Annotated in this window: 14 protein-coding genes; 1 reads left to right on the top strand and 13 read right to left on the bottom strand. The window is 58.0% G+C overall.

Annotated features, from left to right (window positions below):
• Window positions 1-41 precede the first annotated feature (41 nt).
• On the bottom strand, window positions 42-1,667 hold the full coding sequence (locus GKO01_RS06780) for a porin (RefSeq protein ID WP_099286392.1): 1,626 nt from the start codon (window positions 1,665-1,667) through the stop codon (window positions 42-44).
• A 572-nt stretch (window positions 1,668-2,239) separates the two neighbouring features.
• On the opposite strand from GKO01_RS06780, the gene GKO01_RS06775 reads away from it, so the two are divergent.
• The gene (locus GKO01_RS06775) at window positions 2,240-3,667 is read left to right on the top strand and encodes a peptide MFS transporter (protein WP_099286391.1); all 1,428 of its coding nucleotides are present in this window, start codon (window positions 2,240-2,242) and stop codon (window positions 3,665-3,667) included.
• On the opposite strand, the gene GKO01_RS06770 is transcribed toward GKO01_RS06775, so the two are convergent.
• From GKO01_RS06770 to mutM, 12 genes are all read right to left on the bottom strand, one after another.
• Window positions 3,664-6,237, bottom strand: coding sequence for a cation:proton antiporter (locus GKO01_RS06770; RefSeq protein WP_099286390.1), 2,574 nt, complete (start codon window positions 6,235-6,237; stop codon window positions 3,664-3,666). The genes GKO01_RS06775 and GKO01_RS06770 overlap by 4 nt on opposite strands.
• A gap of 49 nt (window positions 6,238-6,286) precedes the next feature.
• Entirely contained in the window at window positions 6,287-6,907 is a 621-nt protein-coding gene (locus GKO01_RS06765; protein ID WP_099286552.1) for a thiamine phosphate synthase, read from the bottom strand.
• A gap of 117 nt (window positions 6,908-7,024) precedes the next feature.
• On the bottom strand, window positions 7,025-9,991 hold the full coding sequence (locus tag GKO01_RS06760) for an FAD-binding and (Fe-S)-binding domain-containing protein (protein WP_099286389.1): 2,967 nt from the start codon (window positions 9,989-9,991) through the stop codon (window positions 7,025-7,027).
• Between the two features lie 78 nt (window positions 9,992-10,069).
• Entirely contained in the window at window positions 10,070-11,896 is a 1,827-nt protein-coding gene (glmS, locus tag GKO01_RS06755) for a glutamine--fructose-6-phosphate transaminase (isomerizing) (RefSeq protein WP_099286388.1), read from the bottom strand.
• Window positions 11,896-13,230 carry a bifunctional UDP-N-acetylglucosamine diphosphorylase/glucosamine-1-phosphate N-acetyltransferase GlmU gene (gene glmU / locus GKO01_RS06750; protein ID WP_099286387.1) on the bottom strand — a complete coding sequence of 445 codons (1,335 nt, stop codon included), beginning with the start codon at window positions 13,228-13,230 and terminating at the stop codon, window positions 11,896-11,898. The genes glmS and glmU overlap by 1 nt, the downstream gene beginning before the upstream one ends.
• A gap of 103 nt (window positions 13,231-13,333) precedes the next feature.
• Entirely contained in the window at window positions 13,334-14,125 is a 792-nt protein-coding gene (locus tag GKO01_RS06745) for a DUF3108 domain-containing protein (protein ID WP_244901364.1), read from the bottom strand.
• The gene (gene gyrB / locus GKO01_RS06740) at window positions 14,115-16,559 is read right to left on the bottom strand and encodes a DNA topoisomerase (ATP-hydrolyzing) subunit B (protein ID WP_099286385.1); all 2,445 of its coding nucleotides are present in this window, start codon (window positions 16,557-16,559) and stop codon (window positions 14,115-14,117) included. Before gyrB ends, GKO01_RS06745 begins: the two co-directional genes overlap by 11 nt.
• An 85-nt stretch (window positions 16,560-16,644) precedes the next feature.
• The gene (recF, locus tag GKO01_RS06735) at window positions 16,645-17,748 is read right to left on the bottom strand and encodes a DNA replication/repair protein RecF (RefSeq protein WP_099286384.1); all 1,104 of its coding nucleotides are present in this window, start codon (window positions 17,746-17,748) and stop codon (window positions 16,645-16,647) included.
• Between the two features lie 13 nt (window positions 17,749-17,761).
• A complete protein-coding gene (dnaN, locus tag GKO01_RS06730) occupies window positions 17,762-18,886 on the bottom strand; it encodes a DNA polymerase III subunit beta (RefSeq protein ID WP_099286383.1) in 1,125 nt (374 codons plus the stop codon).
• Window positions 18,887-18,976: 90 nt separating this feature from the next.
• On the bottom strand, window positions 18,977-20,401 hold the full coding sequence (dnaA, locus tag GKO01_RS06725; RefSeq protein ID WP_241009321.1) for a chromosomal replication initiator protein DnaA: 1,425 nt from the start codon (window positions 20,399-20,401) through the stop codon (window positions 18,977-18,979).
• A gap of 333 nt (window positions 20,402-20,734) precedes the next feature.
• Complete coding sequence (gene rpsT, locus GKO01_RS06720; RefSeq protein ID WP_062031354.1) at window positions 20,735-21,004, bottom strand: 30S ribosomal protein S20; 270 nt, start codon at window positions 21,002-21,004, stop codon at window positions 20,735-20,737.
• 136 nt (window positions 21,005-21,140) lie between these two features.
• A complete protein-coding gene (mutM, locus tag GKO01_RS06715; RefSeq protein ID WP_099286382.1) occupies window positions 21,141-21,974 on the bottom strand; it encodes a bifunctional DNA-formamidopyrimidine glycosylase/DNA-(apurinic or apyrimidinic site) lyase in 834 nt (277 codons plus the stop codon).
• Window positions 21,975-21,999 lie beyond the last annotated feature (25 nt).

Raw genomic sequence — 21,999 nt, 5'->3', positions numbered from 1 at the left:
AATAAAGGACCGGGCAGGGAGCATCGCCCGGTCCTGCGGTATCAGAATGTCATCATCGCACCGGCCGACATCGTGTGGTCGCTCTCATGTGCAGTGCCATGGGCATCGGATTCCGTGTGGGCGTATTCACCCACCAGCGTGAACCAGTCCGTCAGATTGTAATAAACTGCTCCGACTTCAGACTGGTTGCGGCGGACCATGGATGGATTGTCTTCGCCGGGGGCCTGATAGAGATTGCTGACACCATAGCTGCCGACAACCTTGAGCTTCGGTAGGATCTTGTAGGCCGCCTGAACGTAGTAGCCTTCCGAATCACGCTTGCGCCCCTGCGCCGAAACACCGTCGAAGAAGAGCCCCGTCGTGCCGAGGCCGCTGCCATAGTAATAATACGCAACACCTTCAAACGGACCGCGTGAAACTTTGACGCCCACGTCTCCGGCCTCGACCGTCGTGCCCTTGCGGCTGTTGCTGCCAAGGGTCGCGCTGGTAAGGTTCTGCTGGTGCTGAACGAGAAAGCTGCTCCAGAAGCGTGTCGTAAAGCCAGCGATATTGCCGTCATAGGTGACCTTGCCCTGAAGCATGGGCGAACTGTGCTGGGTCGTCGTCGCGGAAAGGCCGCCGCCTGCGAAGTTATATTCGTCAAGCGGTGTCATGACACCGACGGAAGCCTGAAAGCCTTTCCATTTCGGTGAGATATAGGTGATCTGCGGAAGCCAGTCGGTATAAACGTAACCGACGCCAATGCGGCCGAGAGACGTATTGGCCGGATTGGCATTGCTGCCGGTGCTGCCGACGCTGAGAAGCGTGGCATCGTTCAGGATGGCATCCGACGCAAACAGCGCAATATCACGACCCAACTTGACTGTACCGAGTTCGTCGGTTCCCGCAGTCATGAAAACCTGACGGAAATCGAGGCCGGCTGTTCCAAGGCCCACCGGGCTACCACCAGAATTGGCGTTGAAAGTGCTGGGGTCGTTGTTATTGATGCCGGGATACATGCCGAACACGGCGCCCAGTTTGATGCCTTCCTGTACCGTGTTCAGCTTCAGGATCAGACCACCCGGCAGAAGGCCGTTACGGACGGACGACGAATCGAACCCGCTGCTGCCGGTAGAAACGCCGCCCGCGACAGGGCGGCCGCCGCTCGGACTGTTATAGGTATAGTACGCGTTGACGAAGCCGGAAATGTTGATGTCGATCTGGCCCGCTTGAATCGTAACGCCTTTGCCCGCGACATAGGGCTTCACGCGCACGATGCTGTCCGGATTATACGTCCTGCGTGCTTCCATCAGAGAGTTGCGCGCGTCCTGTGCGCTCGCCGAGGCTTCCATGGCGGCACGGCGCGCTGCGGAGACTGCGGCAATGGTTGTCACGTCCGGCGGAGCATCAAGGCTGCTGCCTTCGTTCTGGGGTCCATAGCGCATGTAACGGTTGCGATGTTTTGCGGGAGCCGGAGACGATCCATCATCGTCACGCTGAAGCGATGGATGGGCATGATGCTGATGATGCGACAGCAGCACGTTATATTCAGAACGGCTCAGGCTGCCCTTGGCGCGAAGGATGTCTAGCAGTTCCGTATAATCATCGGCCCGTGCGACGGTCGGGAGGGCGGAGAGTACAGCAACGCAGAATGTGCTTCCCAGAAGACTCAGTCGGCACAGGGACATAGATGACATATAAACAGCCGCTCCCGCGGATATGCCGATGATCGCAACGCGCGCTCAACGGTAAAATGGACTACAACGCTTTTCCTAGCGCGAAAGAAGACATTCTTCGCAACAATAGGACGTGTTCTCACAAAAAAGTCAGAAATTTAGAGTTTCCAGACATATAAGTTGGCATAATATATCTTATACGACATTCGTGTGTCGCAGATCCCGCCTCTGATTCATGCTGGATTTCAAATCTTTCAGCTTGTGCCCAACGCATTGAACCCATCGAATTTCAGAATTTATTCTATGGCAAAATGCCATCATCACCCCATTGCCCCAGATTTTCGGCGCCTTTGAAACGGATTTTTGAGATGCAGATCGCGTTCCTAGTATTGATCTGATGTCCATGGCAAATTGCCACAAATATGATTAATGGCAATTTGCCATGGGAATTTTGGCCTGAAGATTTAATGGCAAAATGCCACTTCAGCTAGATGATGGCATTTCGCCATAGGCATCTCTCCTCTTTACCTCCGCGGGTTTCTGCCGTTACGCAGGATCTTCCTCCCCTGCATCACTGAGGCTGCATGACCGAGATCCTTCCTGCTTCCCCCGTCATCGAACCGTTTGCTCCCTCAAGACAACGTGAACTCTGGGGGCATCCCATCGGGTTGTGGGTGTTAACACTGACGGAGGGCTGGGTCGGATTTTCGCTTTATGGCATGCAGGCCATCCTTGCGCTTTATCTCACGGATCATCTGCTTCAGCCCGACCATTCCGGACATGTATTTGGTCTGGCGCCGCTTGAAGCATTTGTTTCGGCCTTATATGCGCCAGTTGGACCGAGGGCGCTGGCGGGAGCGATTACGGGGCTTTTTCTGGCTCTGATCTATGCCACCCCTCTCCTTGGTGGCTTTCTTGCAGACCGTGTCCTCGGTCAGACACGCACCATTCTTCTTGGAGCAGTTCTGATGACGGTGGGCCATTTCCTGCTGTCATTCGACTGGAGTTTTGTGCTGGCTCTGGGTTTTCTGCTTGCAGGTCTTGGCATGGCGGGAGGATTGCGGGCGCAGGTTGGCGCGCTTTATGCCCTGGATGACCGGAGACGTTCGGACGCCTATCAGATTTATATGATGGGACTTCAGGTTGCCGTCATCGTGTCGCCGATATTATGTGCAAGCCTAGCGCAGATCGAATGGCACTGGGGCTTTCTGGCCGCGGGCGTTGGCATGCTGATCGGGCTCGTCGTCTATCTTTTTGGCCGTCGTTGGCTTCCTGCCTCTGACCTCACCGTCCATCTGACGCCTCATGATGCGAGCATTTCAAAACGCACACGCCCTGCCCTGACGTCACAGGAAAAAAAGACAGTCTGGCTGCTTCTGGCGCTTGTGCCGGTTATGGCAGTTGGAGCTGTCCCGAACTCCGAAATTTTTGACGGTTATCTGCTCTGGGGACGCGAGCACTTCCAGCTTCGTCTTCTGGGGCACGAAATGCCGGTGAGCGATCTGATCTCTCTGGACGGCTTCATCAGTACCCTATGTGCTGTGGCTGTTCTGTGGTTCTGGAAAGCCTATTCCCGGCGGCGGCAGGATCTTTCCGAGATTACGAAAGTCGCACTGGGTACTTTTATCGGGGCATTCGGTCCCCTGCTGCTGGCTTTGGGATCATGGATCAGCCCGGGCCTACATCAAGTCAGCCTGCTCTGGGGGCTGGCTTTTCACATCGTTAATGATATCGGCTTTTCGATGAGCTATGCGATCGGAATGGCCCTTTTCTCCCGGGCTGCTCCCGTGAGCGTCAACACCATTCTCGTGGCCTGCTTTTCGCTGCATCTGTTTCTCTCCAATCTTCTGATTGGAAAGCTCGCAACACTTCTGGGTCGTATTTCCGACGTCTCGTTCTGGCTGCTGCACTCTGGAGCCGCTCTGCTAGCGGCGGTCATTCTTGGGTTCTGCGCGCTCCGGTTCCGCGATCTGCTGGCTCCCGAAAAAGAGACCCTACCCCCGGCTCTTTAAGGCGGCGAAACCAGATGGCGCATCTCTGCGGCGGAGGTCGTTGAGATCGCGTCTCCGTCCAGCGTGCGGACTGTGACAGGCATCAGAAGTCCGTCTGCTCTCTTCTTGCTGCGCTGGATAATAAGGCGCTGAACAATGGGGTAATCCCGGATCAGCTTTTCGAAAACCGGTCGCGGAATGGCCAGAAGATGGCTGAACTGAAGGGAACGGACGGTGCCGGGCATGGCCTCGTTGCGGATAACGGAGGCCGCTCCGATCAGATCTCCACTACCGAACAGGATCTCCTGCTCGGCCAGATTGACTTCAGCCAGCCCCGCGACCTGAGCGTAGACCACACGAACGCGCTGGCCCCGTTTGAACAGCATTTCCCCCGGTGAGACGAAGTGCATCGAAACCTTGGAGGACAGCTTTTGCAGCACACTGTCCGGAACGCCATTGAATGCCGGAAAAGCCCGGAGCCGCTGTTCGATGCCGCTTTTCAGATTAAAGCGTAGCGGCGCATCAAGTCGTGCCCGCTGACGTTCGATCTCACGATGCAACTCGCGGTGAAGCTCTTCGGAAATCAGACTATCGGCTTCAAGAGCATCATATTCTTCATCTTCGAGACGCAGGGCGATCTGCCGCAGGATGCGGCTTTCCAGAGCTTCGGAATAGCCGGAATAATGTAGGCGAAGTGTTTCAAGCGCATCATCTAGCAGTTTGCGCTGACGGCCGAGCACTTCAGCCACGATTTCCGTGATACGCGGACCGAGTGTGGGTTCCATGCGCTGGCGAACGAAGCGCTGAAGCGAAAGCGAGACGAGATGCGCGATGATGAGCATCTCGAACCGCTCCATCATGCAGTTCGTCAGGGGCTCATCAATATGCAGACGACTATGAAGTCCCTGCGCGATCCGAAAGCGCAATGAAGGCTGAAGACGTCGCTTGAGCGCGCGCACATAGCCATAACGCCCCTCCAGTCTGGCGCCATCCGCCATGGATTCCGCCGTTCTCAGCAATGTTTCCATCACACGGCGAGACAGCCCCTGAATCCGAAACAGGTCCAGCAGCAGGGAGCGTTCCTGATTGGCGATGGTAATTAGGGCGATATTGACGCGGTTACGGTCGCTTAGGGCAGACTCAAAATTATTGGCCGCCCTCTCCTTTTCGGCGCGACGTTCAAGACGGCTGATAACACCGGCGCGTGTCTGCTCACTAAAGCCGAGTTCTTCAGACAGTTCCCGCGTCCGCTCCGCGACTTCACCCAGACCAATCCCCACGATTTGCTGGCGAATGGCCTGATCGATGGGGGAAAGCTGATCCAGTTTGAAGAACAGAACCAAGGCCCGCAGCGTCGTGCCGTTGATCAGAAGCGTGATGAGAACAAAGCCCGTGGCGATGATACCGACGAAATGGGCCACAGGGCTGGAAACGCTCTGGTTCTCCGTCACGGCAAGGGCCAGGGCAAGTGTGATGGCGCCGCGAATACCACCCCAGGCCATCGTGGCCTTGAAAGGATTTGGAACGGGTGGCGACAGTTTTGTAATGGCCAAAAGAGGCAGCATGCCGAAAATCACGGCAGAGCGCGCGATCAGACCAGCCACACTCGCAATCAGGATCAGCACGAAATCCCATTTCGTCATGCCGATCAGCAGGCGTGGAACCAGCATGGCCGCCAGAAGGAAGACGAGCGAACCGGCCCAGAAAACGAGCTGTTCCCACATCTCGTTCAGAAAACGCCAAACTTGCGGGCGGAAGGTGGACGGCCCGTAAGCGGAAACGGTCAAGCCTGCGGCGGCTGTTGCCACAACTCCCGAGAAGCCGAGCATTTCATCGCACAGGATATAAACGGCATAAGGAAGCGCCAGCGTCAGTGTGACTTCCGAAGCCGCCGACCCGCCAAGTCCTGCAATCAACAGCAATGTCAGGCGCGCCAGACAGACCCCGACCACGATGGCTCCGATAAAGGCCGTCATAAAGTCCATCAGGGCTTCTGTCGGATGAATCTGGTGATGGGAGGTGACAGCGGCAAGCAGGATCGAGAAGATCGAAATGGCCGCAGCATCGTTCAGGAGCGCTTCTCCTTCAACGAGGCGTGTCAGGCGGGATGCAGCACCAATTTCACGGAAAATTCCAGCCACGGCGGACGGATCGGTCGTCGCTACGATCGATCCCAGAAGTAGGCAGACAACAAGGCTCTGTTTGGCAAAAGGATAGAGCGCAAAGCCGATCGTAGCCGTGGACACAATCACCGCCACGACCGCCAGAAGAAGGACCGTCGCCGTCTCATGGGCCAGACGGCGCACATCAATGGCCATTGCACCCTGGAAAACCAGAATGGGCAGGAAAATCAGCAGGAAGGCTTCGCTGTTGACTGGAAAATAGATCAACGCTTCCGCCGCGCCGTCCAGAAGATCGGTCGCAGAGGATCGCACGATCAGTGACGCAACCAGCCCCAGCCCGATCCCCGTCAGAGCCAGCAGCACAGCTTCTGAAATTTCAAGACGCTTTGCGAGAGGCTGAATGATGCTGACAAGCGTGAGCAGGAACGCAAGCGCTAGGAGTACGGCTGCCAGTCCTGTCACCATCATCGTTGTCTCGGCTCTTTCATCAGATCGTCCGCAGACGAGGTGGTATGTTTCAGGTTGAGGTGGATTCTTCGGAGACGGCGTCAAGCCAGTGCCGGACCTGTCCTTCCGGGTCTGAGTGGCCGATGAAATCGCTCATCACAGCCACCGTATCCGCTCCGGCTTCAAGGCACTCTGCCAGTCGAGGTACTGTGAGGCCTCCGATGGCCACCAGCGGCACATCTCCGCACAGCTCCCGCCATTCCGCCAATTGTTCCAGACCCCTGCCCGTCAGCTTCACGCCTCGAAGCTCCGTGGACCAGACAGGACCAAAGGAAATGTAATCCGGCTTGCAGGCCAAAGCCGTTTCCAGTTCCTGACGGGTATGGGTCGAGATACCAAATCTGATACCTGCGGTCCGGATCGCCTCCAGATCAGCGGTTTCCAGATCTTCCGGCCCAAGATGCAGCCACTCATAACCCAGTTCGATGGCAGTCTGCCAGTAGCGGTTCAACGCGAGAGACACATTGAAACGTGCCGCAAGTTCCTGAGCCAGCAAAGCTTGTGCCCGAACGTCCTCTTCAGACAGATCCCGGAGATAAAGCTCGATGAATCGCAGCCCGGCTCCGCCAAGCCGTTCCACCCAGCGGGGCTGGTCAACAACGGCGTAAATCTGGGACGGAAGGGAAGACATGACGTTCATACTCCACAGGGCCTGCTGGCAAAGATGAGCCTTTTGAGATCGGGCAACACTGTTACAGTTCGGACCCTACGCGTCCAGAGGTGCGATGTCGTTATCAACGCCCTGTTTTCACAAGCGTTCCTGCAAAATGGAAATCAGCGTTTCTGCAGGATGGGACGGACGGAGCCCGGCCATGCGCTCGGTCTGACAGCGGCACGAAAACCCCGTCGCGAGAACCGGTGCCTCAACTTTCCTGGCCCAGTTCTGTTCAAACATATCCCGTGACATTCCGGCATGTTCCCTCTGATGCCCGAACAGCCCGGCCATGCCACAACAGCCTGCTTTCCCAGCCTCCACCGGCACACCATAATGCTGAAGGACAAAAGCCCAGTCTCCGGCACTTTCGGGACGGGCGGCCTGTTCCGTGCAATGCGAAATCACGGTCATACGAGGCTTGTCACGACTGGACGGAAGTGGTTGCAAGGTTCCCTGCCCGATCTGTTGCCGTAGAAAAACCTCCAGCGGAAGAACTGCCGGTATCGGGCTGTTTCCCGCTACTTCCCGGTATTCCTGTGTGAACATGAGACCGGTTGCTGCATCCAGCGAAACGACAGGAATATCGAACTCGGCCAGTGCCCTCAATTTCTTCAGGGTCGCGCGTGCGGTTACGCCAAAGCCTTGGCGAAACCCCAGAACATGACGTGCTTTGCCATTGTGCCAGACAGGCGTGAGTTTCGCATCGAACCCGAGCTGCGTCAGGAGCGCATGAACCTTCTCAACAAGCCCCCCATCAAAGCTGCCGGTGAAGGAATCCTGCATCACGATGACAGCGCGCGGATTGCTCCGGTTGCGTTGCAGCCACGACCGGCTGACTTGACTACCCTCCTTTAGTCGCGCTGGTCGCAGATGCGGAAGATCCACCAGCCCCAGACGGGACAGAACGGCTTGCGATGCGGGGTTGTGCATCAGGAAGTTGGCGAGCTTGGGAGTTGTTCGTCCTGCTGCCAGAAGCGGTTCCAACCAGTAGACGATATAATCCCTTACCGGCCTGCGGTTTTCACGAAAATAGGTTGAGAGAAATTTGGAACGCATGGACGGAATATCCACGCGGATCGGACATTGCGTGGCGCAGGCTTTGCACGACAGGCAGGTGTCCAGCGAGGCCTTGAGCTCTTCTGTCAGAGCAGGAAGCATCCCTCGATCTGGAGCATCTTCCGCTAAAGAGCGCAGTCTTGCCCAGCTTCGCAGCAGCAGGGCGCGGCCTTTCGGAGACTGCGACCGGTCTTTCGTAATCTTGTAAGACGGACACATGGCCATGTCCGGCTCGCGGTTGAAACAGGCACCATTGCCGTTGCAGCTTACGGACAGGCCGTAAGATTCATGCAGCGAAGGTGTGATCTCCTCGTCAAACGCGCCCTTGAAGGGGATGCCATCAATCCGGTCAACGGGATAACCTGCTCCACCCGGGGCCAGCTTGCCGCGATTAAAAATATCTTTGGGATCAAAGACATCCTTGATGCGGCAAAGTTCCTCGAAAAGCGTTTCGCCGAAAAACAGTGGCGAAAATTCCCCGCGGAACCCCCGACCGTGTTCCCCCCAGAGCAGACCGCCATAACGCTTCGTCAACTCAGCCACGGCATCAGAAATTGGCCGGATCAGCGCCCGGTCTTCAGCCGTCAGCATGTCCAGAAACGGGCGTACATGCAGGCAGCCGACGTCTGCATGCCCAAACATGCCATAAGACAGGCCATATCCATCCAGAATGTCGCGGAACTCGCTGACATACTCGGGCAGAACTTCGGGAGGAACGGCTGTATCCTCGACGAAAGGAACACCCTGCTTGTGACCGTCCGGACGACCGAGCAGACCCACAGATTTTTCCCGGAGGGTCCAGAGGTTCGCAATGATTTCCGGATCAGAAACTGCTTTATAATCAATGGGTTTGTGCGGAGAGCTTTCAAGAAGCCCAACAGCATGAGCCATCTGCTCTTTCAGGACTTCCAGATCGTCTCCCACGAATTCGACGAAGCTCATTCCCTTGACCGGAAGAGCTGACGTATTGCCCAGAACGCGTTCAAGGGCATGCCATGTCACATCCTGCTGGGCCTTGGCGAGAACACGGTCATCCAGCACTTCAACGGCGGCGGGATTGGCGGGCAAAAGGGTCTGGACGTCTCGCAGGGTCTCATTGAAGCTGGCATAGCGGACGACGATAAGCTGGCGGTATTTCGGCAGTCGTCTGACGTGCAGAACGACCTTCTTGGTCAGGGCAAGCGTGCCTTCCGATCCCGCCAGAAGCCGTGCGAGATGAAAGCTCCCGTCTTCGAGCAGGATATTCTGCAGATTGTATCCGGTCAGACCACGATTCATGTCCGGGAAAACGCGTCGGATTTCGTCCGCACGTTCCGTAACAACCCGGTGGACCTCGAGATAAGCCCGGGCGGCAAGCCCGGTTCCGGTCATTGCGTCTTGCAGCTTTTCAGCAGTCAGGTGGCCAACTGCAAGATCGCTTCCATCCGCGAGGACGACATCCATCGCCTCGATATAGTCGGATGTTCTGCCATAGATCCGTGAGCCTTTGCCAGAAGCATCCGTCGCAATCATCCCCCCGATCGTGGCGCGGGTGGCGGTTGAGACGGTTGGCGGAAAGAAAAAACCATGGGGTTTCAGAAAGGCGTTGAGCCGCGCCAGAATAACGCCCGGTTCAACGGTGACCGTCCCTGCTGCGGCATCGAAATCGAGGATCCGGTCCAGATGGCGTGAGACGTCAACCACGACGCCATCGGTCAGGGACTGGCCGTTGGTGCCAGTGCCGCCGCCCCGGATTGCGAGCGTCAGATCGCCTTCAGAAGCTGCTTTCACGGCCCGGTTGAGGTCTTCGCCGGTGCGCGGGTGAATGACCGCAGCCGGGAGACGCTGATAAATGCTGTTATCGGTGGAAGAAATGAGCCGCGAGGAAACTCGCAGGTCGATATCGCCTTCAAAGCCCTGCTCGTTCAGCCTTCTGACGAAAGCTTCACGCAGGACGATTTCGGGGGCGCTGGGGGAAAGGCCTGAATTTCCGGCTGGCGTTCCGGATATTGCGTCTCCACCCATCTTTACGTCCCTTTTAGTGTTTCATGGTCCATACCGTTATAATGAATGAAAAATAAGCTCTCCGAATAGGAAAATTCTTCACTCGACCGTTACGGATTTCGCAAGATTGCGCGGCTGATCCACATCCGTGCCTTTCAAAAGAGCGACTTCATAGGCCAGCATCTGAACGGGAATGGCGTACAGGATCGGTGCGACGAAAGCGTCCACATCGGGCATGATGACGATCTGTTCCGCCACGCCCTCAAGGCGCTTGGCACCTGCCGCATCGGTGAAGACAAGAATGCGCCCACCCCGTGCTTTCGCTTCCTGAAGGTTGGACAGCGTTTTGTCGAACAGGATTGTGGATGGGGCAATTGCGACGACTGGAACGGTCTGGTCGATCAGGCTGATCGGACCGTGTTTCAGTTCACCCGCAGCGTAAGCTTCGGCATGGATGTAACTGATTTCTTTTAATTTTAAGGCGCCTTCAAAGGCAATCGGCGTACAAATCCCACGTCCCAGATACAGGACATCACGCGCCTGCGCCACGAGAGCGGCCATAGCCTGAATGTCCTTGGTGCGGGTAAAAACTTCTGCTGCCCGCGACGGCAGATCCAGCAGGCTCGCCGTCAGACGTTCTTCGCGGGCCTGATCCATCGTCCCACGCGCACGGGCGAATTCGATCGCCAGTGCTGCCAGAACGGAAAGCTGCGCGGTGAAGGCCTTGGTCGAAGCAACGGAAATTTCCGGCCCTGCATCCATGCCTAGAACGAGATCGCTCTCCCGCCCGATTGTAGAGTGTTCGACATTCAGAACCGAGACAATGCTCTGACCGGCTTTTTTGAGGCTGCGCAGAACACCCAGCGTATCGGCGGTCTCGCCGGACTGTGAAATCAGCAGCGCCACGCCTTTGTCCGGCTGGGGCGGTTCGCGGTAGCGCATTTCGGACGCAACATCGATTTCCACCGGAATGAGCGCAAGGGATTCCAGCCAGTATCGGCCGACCATCCCGGCATAATAGGCGGAACCGCAGGCCGTGATGGTGATGCGCGGAACCTGCGCCGGATCGAACGGCATCGGCGGCAGCGTAATGCGCTTGGAGGCCGGGTCCGTAATCCGTTTCAGCGTCTGCCCGATGGCGACCGGATGTTCATGGAGTTCCTTCTCCATGTAGTGCCGGTAACCATCCTTGCCGACCTGCCCTGCCATGAAGGTGAGGTCCTGAACCGGACGGCTGACTTCAGAGCCCGTCATGTCGAAAATTCTGACGCTATCGGTTGTGAGTTCGCACCAGTCCCCGTCTTCGAGATAGGTCATTTTCCGGGCCATGGGCGCCAGTGCAATGCTGTCTGAGCCCAGAAACATCTCGCCGTCACCGTAGCCGACAGCCAGCGGTGCCCCGTGGCGGGCGCCAATCAGCAGGCCTTCATGATCCTTGAAGATCATGGCGATGGCATAGGCCCCTTCCAGTTGCTTGATAGCCTCAAACGCGGCTTCCCGGGGCGGCAGTCCCTGCTCCAGATAGTCATCGACCAGATGGGCGACGGTTTCGGAATCCGTTTCGGTCCGAAACACACGCCCTTTCGCTTCTAGTTCTTCCTTAAGGGCTGCGAAGTTCTCGATAATGCCGTTATGAACGATTGCCACACGCCCGGCTTCATGGGGGTGGGCGTTGTTTTCGGTGGGAGCGCCATGCGTTGCCCAACGGGTATGACCGATGGCCGTGGTGCCGTGCAGCGGATGCTCTTTGAGAACGCGCTCCAGATTATCGAGCTTACCCGCAGCGCGACGACGTTCGATATCGCCGGACGCTGTCAGGGTCGCGATCCCGGCAGAATCATATCCGCGATACTCCAGGCGTCGCAGCGCCTCGAAGGCGATCGGGCTGGCAGGCTTGTGTCCGACAATACCGCAGATACCGCACATCAGCCCTGTTCCTTCCGAGCTTTAAGAGACTGTTTGATATGAAGGCCGCGTCCGGCTTTCAGTGTTTGGCGCGTCCGGCCCAGAGCCAGGTCACCGGCAGGCACATCATCCGTAATCACACTGCCCGCGCCCACGAGTGCATCGTCACCGATGGTTACGGGAGCCACGAGAATGGCGTCCGAGCCGACGAAAACCCGTTCCCCGATGATGGTTCGATGTTTGAAAACGCCATCATAATTGCAGGTGATTGTCCCCGCCCCGACATTGGTGCCGCGTCCGACCGAAGCATCGCCCAGATAGGTCAGATGGTTGGCCTTTGCGCCCTCGCCCAGTTCCACGTTCTTGAGCTCGACGAAATTGCCTACATGTGTTTGAGCGGCACAGACCGTTCCGGGACGCAGCCGGGCGTAAGGACCGATCAGCGCAGCTTCACCAACCGTGCACCCCTCAAGATGAGAAAAGGCACGAATAAGCGCGCCTGAGCGAACAGTCACACCCGGCCCGAAAAAGACGTTCGGCTCGACCGTCACGTCAGATTCCAGAACAGTGTCCGTGCTGAAGAAGACGGTATCCGGCGCAACCAATGTCACTCCAGCATCCATCGCAGCATTTCGCAGGCGCGTCTGGAGGGTTGCCTCGGCGCGTGCGAGTTCAGAGCGGGAATTGACGCCAGCCAGTTCGTCTTCAGGCGCTTCCACACAAACAACTGAACCGGCTTTAGCGGCCATTTCAACGACATCCGTCAGGTAATATTCGCCCTGAGCATTGTCGTTACGAACGTTCTCCAGCCAGTTCCGGAAATCCTCTGCTCCGGCACACATGACACCAGCATTGCAAAGGGTGATGCTGCGTTCGTCTTCAGTCGCGTCCTTGAACTCGACGATTTTCACGACCTTGCCGTGGTCTTCGACAATCCTGCCATAACGTCCCGGAACGGCTGGACGCATTCCCAGAAGCGCCAGACTGGCACCCTCTCTACGGGCCGCAAGCAGGCGTTCCATGGTCTCGGCGGTAATCAGCGGATTATCAGCATAAAGAACAGCAATATCCCCATCCCCGAACAGGTCCCGCGCTGCATTGGCTGCGTGCGCCGTGCCGAGCCGTTCGACCTGCGTGACGGTTCTGAACGGACGGACAGCCTCTTCGAGTTCCGGCATATCCGGTCCCGTGACGACGACCACATCATCGAAGACCTGCCGGGCAGTTGTGATGAGGTGATTGATCATGGGCTGGTTGCCCAGACGATGCAGCGCCTTTGGTAGGCGGGATTTCATGCGTGTGCCGAGGCCCGCAGCGAGAATGATGGCAGTGGTGCGATGGGTTGTGTCGGTCATGTCCTGCCCGGGGTATCCAAACCACGGGTCCGCGTCAAACGAAGCCCGCAGACTGTGTCATCACTTCGAATTGCCGATTATTGCAATTCGTTCGAGTGCTCGCTCACGGAGCCACGGCATGCTGCATGACGACCATGACATGACCGAGTTTGGGATGATTGAACTCGATCCGCACGGGAACAAGCCCCAGACCACTGATCTTTAAAAACCATACTGCGCCGGGTTGTGGGGCGGCCAGTTTGGCCCGGTTCGGAGAGTCCTTGATGAACCCTGCGATCTGGCGGCCAATGAAATCGCATCGCATGGCCTGCCCCGAATAGGCTTCATCCTGACCTTGGGGTATATCCACCATGACAGGGCCATGTACCACCATCTGTGTCAGCCGAAGTCCGTCGAAAATGACCTGAGATCCGTCACATTTTCCCGTCGTCGCAAGGGAATGCAGCAGATGCGCCATCCCACTCAGCGTATCGACCGTATGGGGCAGCAAATCTGCTGGAATGGGTTCGCGATCGGTTTCCGGCGGCTGGAGATCCACAACCTTCGGGGTATCGTTCGAAAACTCCAGTAGAACATGTCTATTTTTGCCGCGCGAAACGCCGCCGCTGTCAAACAGCACCGGCTGCACATTGCCGTCCGGGGTGAACTGCCCCTGAACATGCGACGTCACGTCCATCGTTACGAACCAGCTGATCAGGCCTGCGGGCTTGATTTGGGTACTGCCACCATATCCCCAGGGCTGAAGCTGGTAGGACGTTCTGGCGTTCAGGACGTGAAAGCCCTTGATATAGACAGCATAGGCCGCGTTGATCTGGGGCTCAGCTCTGGCCGAACCACAGATCAGCCCCGCCGTTAAAACGAGGCTGGCTGCGGCTGCAAAAGCCTTAAACGTCAAGATTGGCGACCTTCAGAGCATTTCCGACAATGAAGTCCCTGCGCGGTTCCACAACGTCACCCATCAGCGTCGAGAACACCTGACCGGCATCTTCGACATCCCCGATCTTGACCTGCAACAGGGTCCGGGTCGAAGGATCGAGCGTCGTATGCCAAAGCTGCTCGTCATTCATCTCGCCCAGCCCCTTGAAGCGGTTGATGGTCAGTCCGCGGCGTCCCTGAAGCAGAATGCGCTCCATGATGGCTGCGGGGCCGAACAGTTCGTAGGACGTCGGATCGAGTGTCAGGGTGACGGGTTTTGCAAAATCACGGGCCAGACGCTCCCATTCTGAAACCAGCCAGCGTGCCTCCACGGAGCGCAGGAGCGAAGGCTCAATGCGGTAGACTTCACCCACGCCCCGGACAGAGCGCGCACATTCCAGACCGGTTTCCGAAATGGAGACCTTCCAGCCACGCTCGTTGACAAGGGAGGCGCCATCAAGCCGCTGCTGAAATTCCGCCATTCGTGAGGTTGCAACAGCGATATTGCTGTCTAGAACCCCAGAAATAGCAGCCTGCTCCATGACCCAGACCGGCACTTTGGAGGCAATGCTCTGAAGGCGACGGGCGGCCGCTGACATGAAGGTAATTTCTTCTGCCAGAGCCTCGCCTGTCAGTTCCCGACCATCAGCAAAGCGGAGGGTTGCATTCGCCAGCGCCTTGTCCAGCAGGTACTGCTCGAGAGCGGCATCATCCTTGAGATAACGCTCTTCCTGTCCACGCTTGGCGCGATAGAGCGGCGGCTGGGCAATGTAGAGATAGCCCTGCTCGATCAGTTCCGGCATCTGGCGGAAGAAGAACGTCAGGAGCAACGTGCGGATATGGGAGCCGTCCACGTCGGCATCTGTCATAATGACGATCTTGTGGTAGCGCAGCTTTTCCGCCGAAAAACCACCCTGATCGACTTCGCCGCGGCCAATGCCAGTGCCGAGAGCGGTAATCAGCGTGCCGATTTCCGCCGATCCCAGCATCCGGTCAAAGCGCGCGCGTTCTACGTTCAGGATCTTGCCACGCAGCGGCAGGATGGCCTGGAAGCGACGGTCCCGGCCCTGCTTGGCCGTGCCGCCTGCAGAGTCACCCTCAACGATGAAGATTTCAGCCTTGGACGCATCGCGTTCCTGACAGTCCGCGAGCTTGCCCGGAAGCGACGACACATCCAGCACACCCTTGCGGCGCGTCAGCTCACGCGCACGGCGCGCAGCCTCACGGGCGCTGGCAGCGTCGATGATCTTGGCGACGATCGCCTTGGCTTCTTTGGGATGTGTCTCGAACCAGTGGGAGATCGCATCTGATGCGGCGGCATGCACGACGGGCTGGACTTCGGACGAGACCAGCTTGTCCTTCGTCTGGGACGAGAACTTCGGATCGGGCACCTTAACGGATAGCACGGCCGTCATGCCTTCACGCATGTCTTCGCCCGTCAGCGAGCCCGCCTCACGCTTGGCCACACCTTCGGCATACTTACCCACAACGCGAGTCAGAGCCTGACGGAAACCCGCCAGATGCGTGCCACCATCGCGCTGGGGGATGTTGTTCGTAAAGCACAGCATCGTCTCGTGATAGCTGTCGTTCCAGGTAAGCGCGAATTCGACGCGAATGCCGCTTTCCGGATTGTCGATCTCGCCCACGATCGGTGGTGTGACGATGGAAGTTTTTGAAGAATCAAGCCATTCCGCGAAAGCGCTCAGACCGCCTTCATAGTGGAAACGCAGTTCTTTCGGCTCCGCATGACGCTCATCACGCAGGACGATCAGCATGCCGGAATTCAGGAATGCCAGTTCACGGACGCGGCGCTCAAGAATGGACAGCTCGAAATCGACCTTCGTAAAGGTCTGCTTGCTGGGCTTGAACGTGACCAGAGTGCCGCGGTCTTCCGTGGACGGACCGATGACGTGCAGGGCCTCGTCACGTTCGCCATGCTGGAAGCGGATCTTGTGCTCCAGACCATTGCGCCAGATGAGCACTTCCATCCATTCGGACAGCGCGTTCACCACGGCCGCACCGACGCCGTGCAGACCGCCCGAAACCTTATAGGAATTCTGGTTGAATTTGCCGCCCGCATGCAGTTTGGTCAGAACGACCTCAGCCGCGCTGATGCCCTCTTCGGGATGCAGATCGGTCGGGATGCCACGACCGTTGTCGCGGACGGAAACAGAACCATCCCCGTTTAGGGTCAGAATGCAGTATGTCGCGTGTCCGGCCTGAGCTTCATCGACGGCATTGTCGATGATCTCGAAAACCATGTGATGCAGGCCCGAGCCATCATCCGTATCGCCGATATACATGCCCGGACGTTTGCGGACGGCATCTAGCCCTTTGAGTACCGAAATGGACGACGCGCCGTAATCTTCACCATCTGCGCCTGGGATCTCGGGCTGGTTCTGGGTCTCTGACATGCGCGTGACGGTCTCCGTGGTACTCTGAAAAACTGTTGAATCAGTATAGCCTGCGCCGGACGGTTAGACCAGCGGTGGGCGTGCGTCAGGCCGGAGATATGCTTCCGTTCCTGACCGAAAAAAACTGGGCCCGGCCTTCGAGTGCTGCAAAAGGCGCGTGGTCCGTACCGGTAATCAGAACGGGGGCCTGCAGTTTCGCAAGACTGTCGAGAAGGGCGAAGCGGCGGGTTTCGTCCAGATGGACCAGAGGTTCATCCAGCAGGATAGCGGGAGCCTGCCCCCGTTCCTGTGTCATCAGCCGCGCGTGGGACAGAATTGTGCCAGTCAGCATGACTTTCTGCTGACCGCTGCTGGAGAGTTCTGCAGGACGTCCCGTGGCAGTGTCCGAAAGGGTGAAATCGGTCCTGTGCGCCCCGATGGACGTGGTGGCGCGTTGCCGGTCTTCAGTGCGGGATTGCTGAAGACTGTTTCTGATCCAGTCTTCGACGTCCAGAGCGGGTTGAGATGCCAGGCGGTTGGAAACGGCGCAGTCCAGATGCAATGTGCTGGCAGAAAATCCATTATTCTCAAATGGATGTGCGTTCATACTCTCAACGAGTGCGAGGCGGGCTGCAGAGGCCGCAACCGCATGCCGGGCGATGGAATCTTCAATGGACGCGAGCCAGGCTGTCTCGGTCGGGCGATCCGCCAGAACCCTGTTCCGACTGACAACCGAGCGGTCATGGGCGGCAATCTGGCGACCATGATCGGGAGAGAGGGCCATGACCAGCCGATCCAGAAAGCGCCGCCGACCGCTGGAGCCTTCTTGAAAAAGCCGATCCATCTGCGGGGTCAGCCAGACACAGGAAAATCTTTGGCCGATTGCGGCCTGAGAGCGGATGTTTTCGCCGTCGAGCCGGAATGTCCGGCGCTGTTTTTCGTTTAACTCACTTCCTGTTCCGATCCGGAATTCATCCAGGCCGGACTGGAGCGTCGCCGCAACGCCCCATCGTTCTGCTCCCGTACGACACAGGGCAGGAAGTGGCGCGCCCCTTAATCCGCGCCCGGGGGCCAGCATGGAAACGGCTTCCAGCAGATTGGTCTTTCCGGACCCGTTCTCTCCCGTCAGGACCAGAATGGAGGCATCCGGGGCCCAGACGCTGTGGGTATAGTTCCGGAAATCCGTCAGCGCGAGCCGGATGAGTTTCAATCGTGGCTCGTGTTCAGACCCGCATGGGCATCAGAACATACAGCGCCGAAGGCGACGCCGTGTCACGTACGATGGTGGGCGCGGAACTGTCGGAAAATGCGAATTCCACTTCCACGTCGATCTGATCGGTAATGTCCGTCAGGTAACGCGCCTGAAAGCCGATTTCGATGGGTGCGGCATCGTAGGAGACGGCGTTTTCGTCCAGTTCCTCATGCGCCACGCCCTGATCGGGGCTGGTGGCGGAGAGGTTGAGCATGTTTTGCGTGACAGACAGTTTGACCGGACGCGACCGCTCCTGGCTGATGGCCGCGACGCGACCGACAGCCGCTGCGAAATCACGCTTGCCGACGCGCAGGATGCGGTCATTGCCCTTCGGAATAACGCGCTCATATTCCGGGAAGGTTCCGTCGATCAGCTTGGAAGTCAGAAGGACTGGCCCGGCCTGAAACTGGATGCGTGTGTCGGACAGGGAGACTTCCAGATCGGCTGCTCCTTCATCCAGCAGCTTGCGCAGTTCGTTAACCGTCTTGCGCGGAATAATGACGCCCGGCATGCCACGCGCGCCTTCGGGCAGATCTGTCTCAACACGCGCCAGACGATGACCGTCCGTGGCGACGGCGCGCAACATCGGAGTGGCCGCATTTTCCGCGACGTGCAGATAGATACCGTTCAGGTAGTAGCGGGTTTCTTCGTTTGAAATCGCGAATTTGGTGCGGTCGATCAGACCGCGCAGTGTTGCTGCGGGAAGCGAGAAACGATGCGGCAGATCTCCGGCGACCATAGCCGGGAAGTCGTCGACCGGGAGGACGTTTAGGCTGGTGGCATAACGGCCCGCACGCAGGGCGAGCGGCGCTTCGCTGTCCTGATGATCGAACTCAAGTGCCACACCATCCGGCAGTTTGCGGACAATTTCGAAAAGCACCGCAGCAGGCACAGTGGTAGAGCCGGAGCGCTCGCCCGTCGCGGGAACATCTTCCACGACGGCGATTTCCATATCCGTGGCCGTCAGGCGCAGAACATCGCCCTCAAAGCTCATCAGAACGTTGGCCAGAATGGGAATGGTATTCCGCTTTTCCGCAACGCCATGAATATGCGCCAGAGCCCGTTGCAGCAGGGTACGGTCAACCTTGAATTTCATTCCGGGCCTCGGGGAAGATCTTGAATTAATTGAGAGAACCTAGCAGACCCCCGCCCCTCGGGAAAGAGAGGGATCGGGGGCTGGCGGAGGTCAGCCTTCGAGCATCCGGCGCAGCAGTTCTACGTCTTCGGCAAAGGACGTATCCTGATCCATCAGCTCGGTCACGCGGTTGACGGCATGCATGACCGTCGTGTGATCGCGGTTGCCGAATTTGCGTCCGATTTCCGGCAGCGAGCGGCTTGTCAACTGTTTGGCCAGATACATGGCGACCTGACGCGGGCGAGCGACGGCGCGCGCGCGGCGGGCAGAGGACATGTCCGTCAGGCGGATATTCCAGTGCTCGGAAACCTTGCGCTGGATTTCCTCGATCGTGACGCGGCGATCGTGGGCTTTTAGCATGTCCTTGAGAACATCCTGCGTCGTATCGAGTGTCACCGGGCGGCCAACGAGATCGGCATGGGCGATCAGACGATTGAGCGCCCCTTCAAGCTCACGGACATTGGTCGTGATCTTGTGGGCGAGATATTCCAGAACCTTTGACGGAACATGCGTGCCCGAAGCTTTGGCCTTGGCTTCCAGAATGGAAATGCGCAGCTCGAAGGTCGTGGCATGGATATCCGCGACCATGCCGCAGCCCAGACGGGTCCGCAGACGGTCCTCAAGTCCGGAGAGGTCAGACGGGCTCTTGTCGGCACTGACGATGATCTGGCGGCCAGCATCCACAAGAGCATTGAACGTATGGAAGAATTCTTCCTGCGTGTTGTCTTTGCCGATCAAAAACTGAAGATCGTCGATCATCAGCACGTCAACGGACCGGAGCTGTTCCTTGAATTCCATCGTGGACTGCGAACGGATCGCCGCGATGAAGCGGTACATGAACTTTTCCGCAGACATATAAGCCACGGAGACCTTGCCGGTGCGGGTTAGTTCCGTGCCGATGGCGTGCATCAGGTGCGTCTTGCCGAGACCTACGCCGCCATACAGAAACAGCGGATTGAAGCCGGGGCTTGATGGCTTTTCGGCCACACGACGCGCACAGGCATAGGCGAATTCGTTCGGCTTGCCGACGATGAAGGTGTCGAACGTGAAGCGCGGATCAAGCGGGACGGCCAGATCGCTCCGGCTCTCGGACACAGCGCTTTGTGGCGCAGTCTCACTGGAAAGACCTGTTGTGTCGTCCGAGTCTTCGACGTCGTCCGCCGGAACTTCGGGTAGCCCTCGCTTGACCTGAAGCTCCACGCCTTTGATGTCTTCGCGCTCAGTCCGCCAGAGCGTCTGAAGACGCTCCTCATACTGGCTGCGAACCCAATCGCGGAGGAATCGCGTGGGCAGATAGAGAGTCAGTTCATCTTCGTCGAGTGGCCCCAGAACGATCTGCCGGAGCCATGTCCGGTATTCGACCTCGCCAACCTCACTCTTCAGTTTCTCACGAACGCGGACCCAGGCGGTCTCAAGCGGTGTCGTCGAACCGGGGGCGGAGGCGCTGGCGTCCAGATACTGAGCGTTTTCCACCATTGTACCCCCTTTCATATCCAGTCCCGCAGCACGCGGGCATCAGTTGTTGGTCCCTGCGCGCAGGGCGGTTGTGCTCTCGACAGAAAATCCGCATCAGGAACGCAGGAAAATCCCGGAGAGCCAGACATCCGATATTTTTTTGTCGAACGCTCAGGATAGGCGTCCGTTCTGCCCGAAGCAAGCTGGAACACGAAGGGTTCAGCGGGATGTCATGGGGGTGTTCCCCATAAGCAACCCCAAGTCAGATGCTCGGAAAAAATTCTGGGGCGCAGTCAAAAAAGAACGCGCTCCTTGAGGGGAGCGCGTTCTTCAGTTCCAACCCGAAGGTGAAGCTCAGGCGGTTGCCAGAGCCTTTACGCGAGCGGACAGGCGGGACAGCTTGCGGCTGATCGTGTTCTTTGCGATCACGCCCTTGCCTGCTGCGCGCTGCATTTCCGGCTGTGCAACCTTGAAGGCTTCCGCAGCAGCGGACTTGTCGCCGGACTGGATGGCGAGTTCGACCTTCTTGATGAACGTACGCATACGGGACATGCGGGCGACGTTGCGCTCACGGCGACGTTCATTCTGACGGATGCGCTTACGGGCAGAAGCTGTGTTTGCCATGGATCTTTCGGTTCACTTTGCGTTTTGGTCGCGTAAATGGTTGGCGCCCTCTACTCCCCTCTGGCGGGTCCCGTCAAGCGTTTTGCACATTTTACACAGGATGGGGGCATCTTTCCGCCCTCGCTTCTCTCCGCGGTTATTTCTGGCAGGTCGGGCAGAAGAACGTCGAACGCCCGGACTGCGTGATGCGCTGGATCGGACTGGCATCCCCGCAATTCGGACAGGGCGCTCCTTCGCGGCCATAGACAAGATGCAGATCCTGAAAGCCGCCTTTGGTGCCGTCAGCTTGCACATAGTCGCGCAGGGACGACCCCCCGGACGCGATCGCCTGCTCCAGAATCTGTGGAATGGCCTCTGAAAGAGCCTGCGTCTCAACATTGGTCAGTGTGCAGGCCTGTCGTTCGGGATGAATGCCGCAGCGGAACAGGGCTTCGCAGACATAGATATTGCCCAGACCCGCAATCAGCTTCTGATCCAGTAAAGCGGATTTAACCGGTGTACGCCTGCCCCGAAACAGCTCCGTCAGTGCCTGTCCCATCATGGTGGGAGAAAGAGGCTCCATGCCCAGATGCGCGAGAAGGCGATGATCCTCCTCTTTGCCTGTGCGAACAAGATCGACGCTGCCAAAGCGCCGGGGATCGACAAGCCCTGCCCGCGCACCGCTGTCCGTCTCCAGAACTAGATGTTCATGTGCTGGCGGAGTCGCATTCGTCCCGGCCCTGCCGATCGTGAGTCGGCCCGACATACCCAGATGCAGCAGCATACTCCAGCCGCCTTCAAGACGCATGAGAATATACTTCGCGCGTCTGCGGAAGGAGAGGACGCGCTGACCTTCCAGCTTCTCCCGCAGATCTGCGGGAAACGGCCATCGAAGATCGGGGCGGTTGACGGAAACATGGCTGATTCGATGCCCTTCAAAGGCATCACGAAACCCGCGCATGACGGTTTCGACTTCTGGAAGCTCTGGCATGGCTGGCCTCAACGATATATCGATT

Source organism: Gluconobacter kondonii, from assembly GCF_002723995.1.
In the GTDB taxonomy this organism is placed as follows: Bacteria; Pseudomonadota; Alphaproteobacteria; order Acetobacterales; family Acetobacteraceae; genus Gluconobacter; species Gluconobacter kondonii.
Note: the sequence above shows the minus strand (reverse complement) of the source record. Positions and strands in the feature narration are given on the sequence as shown.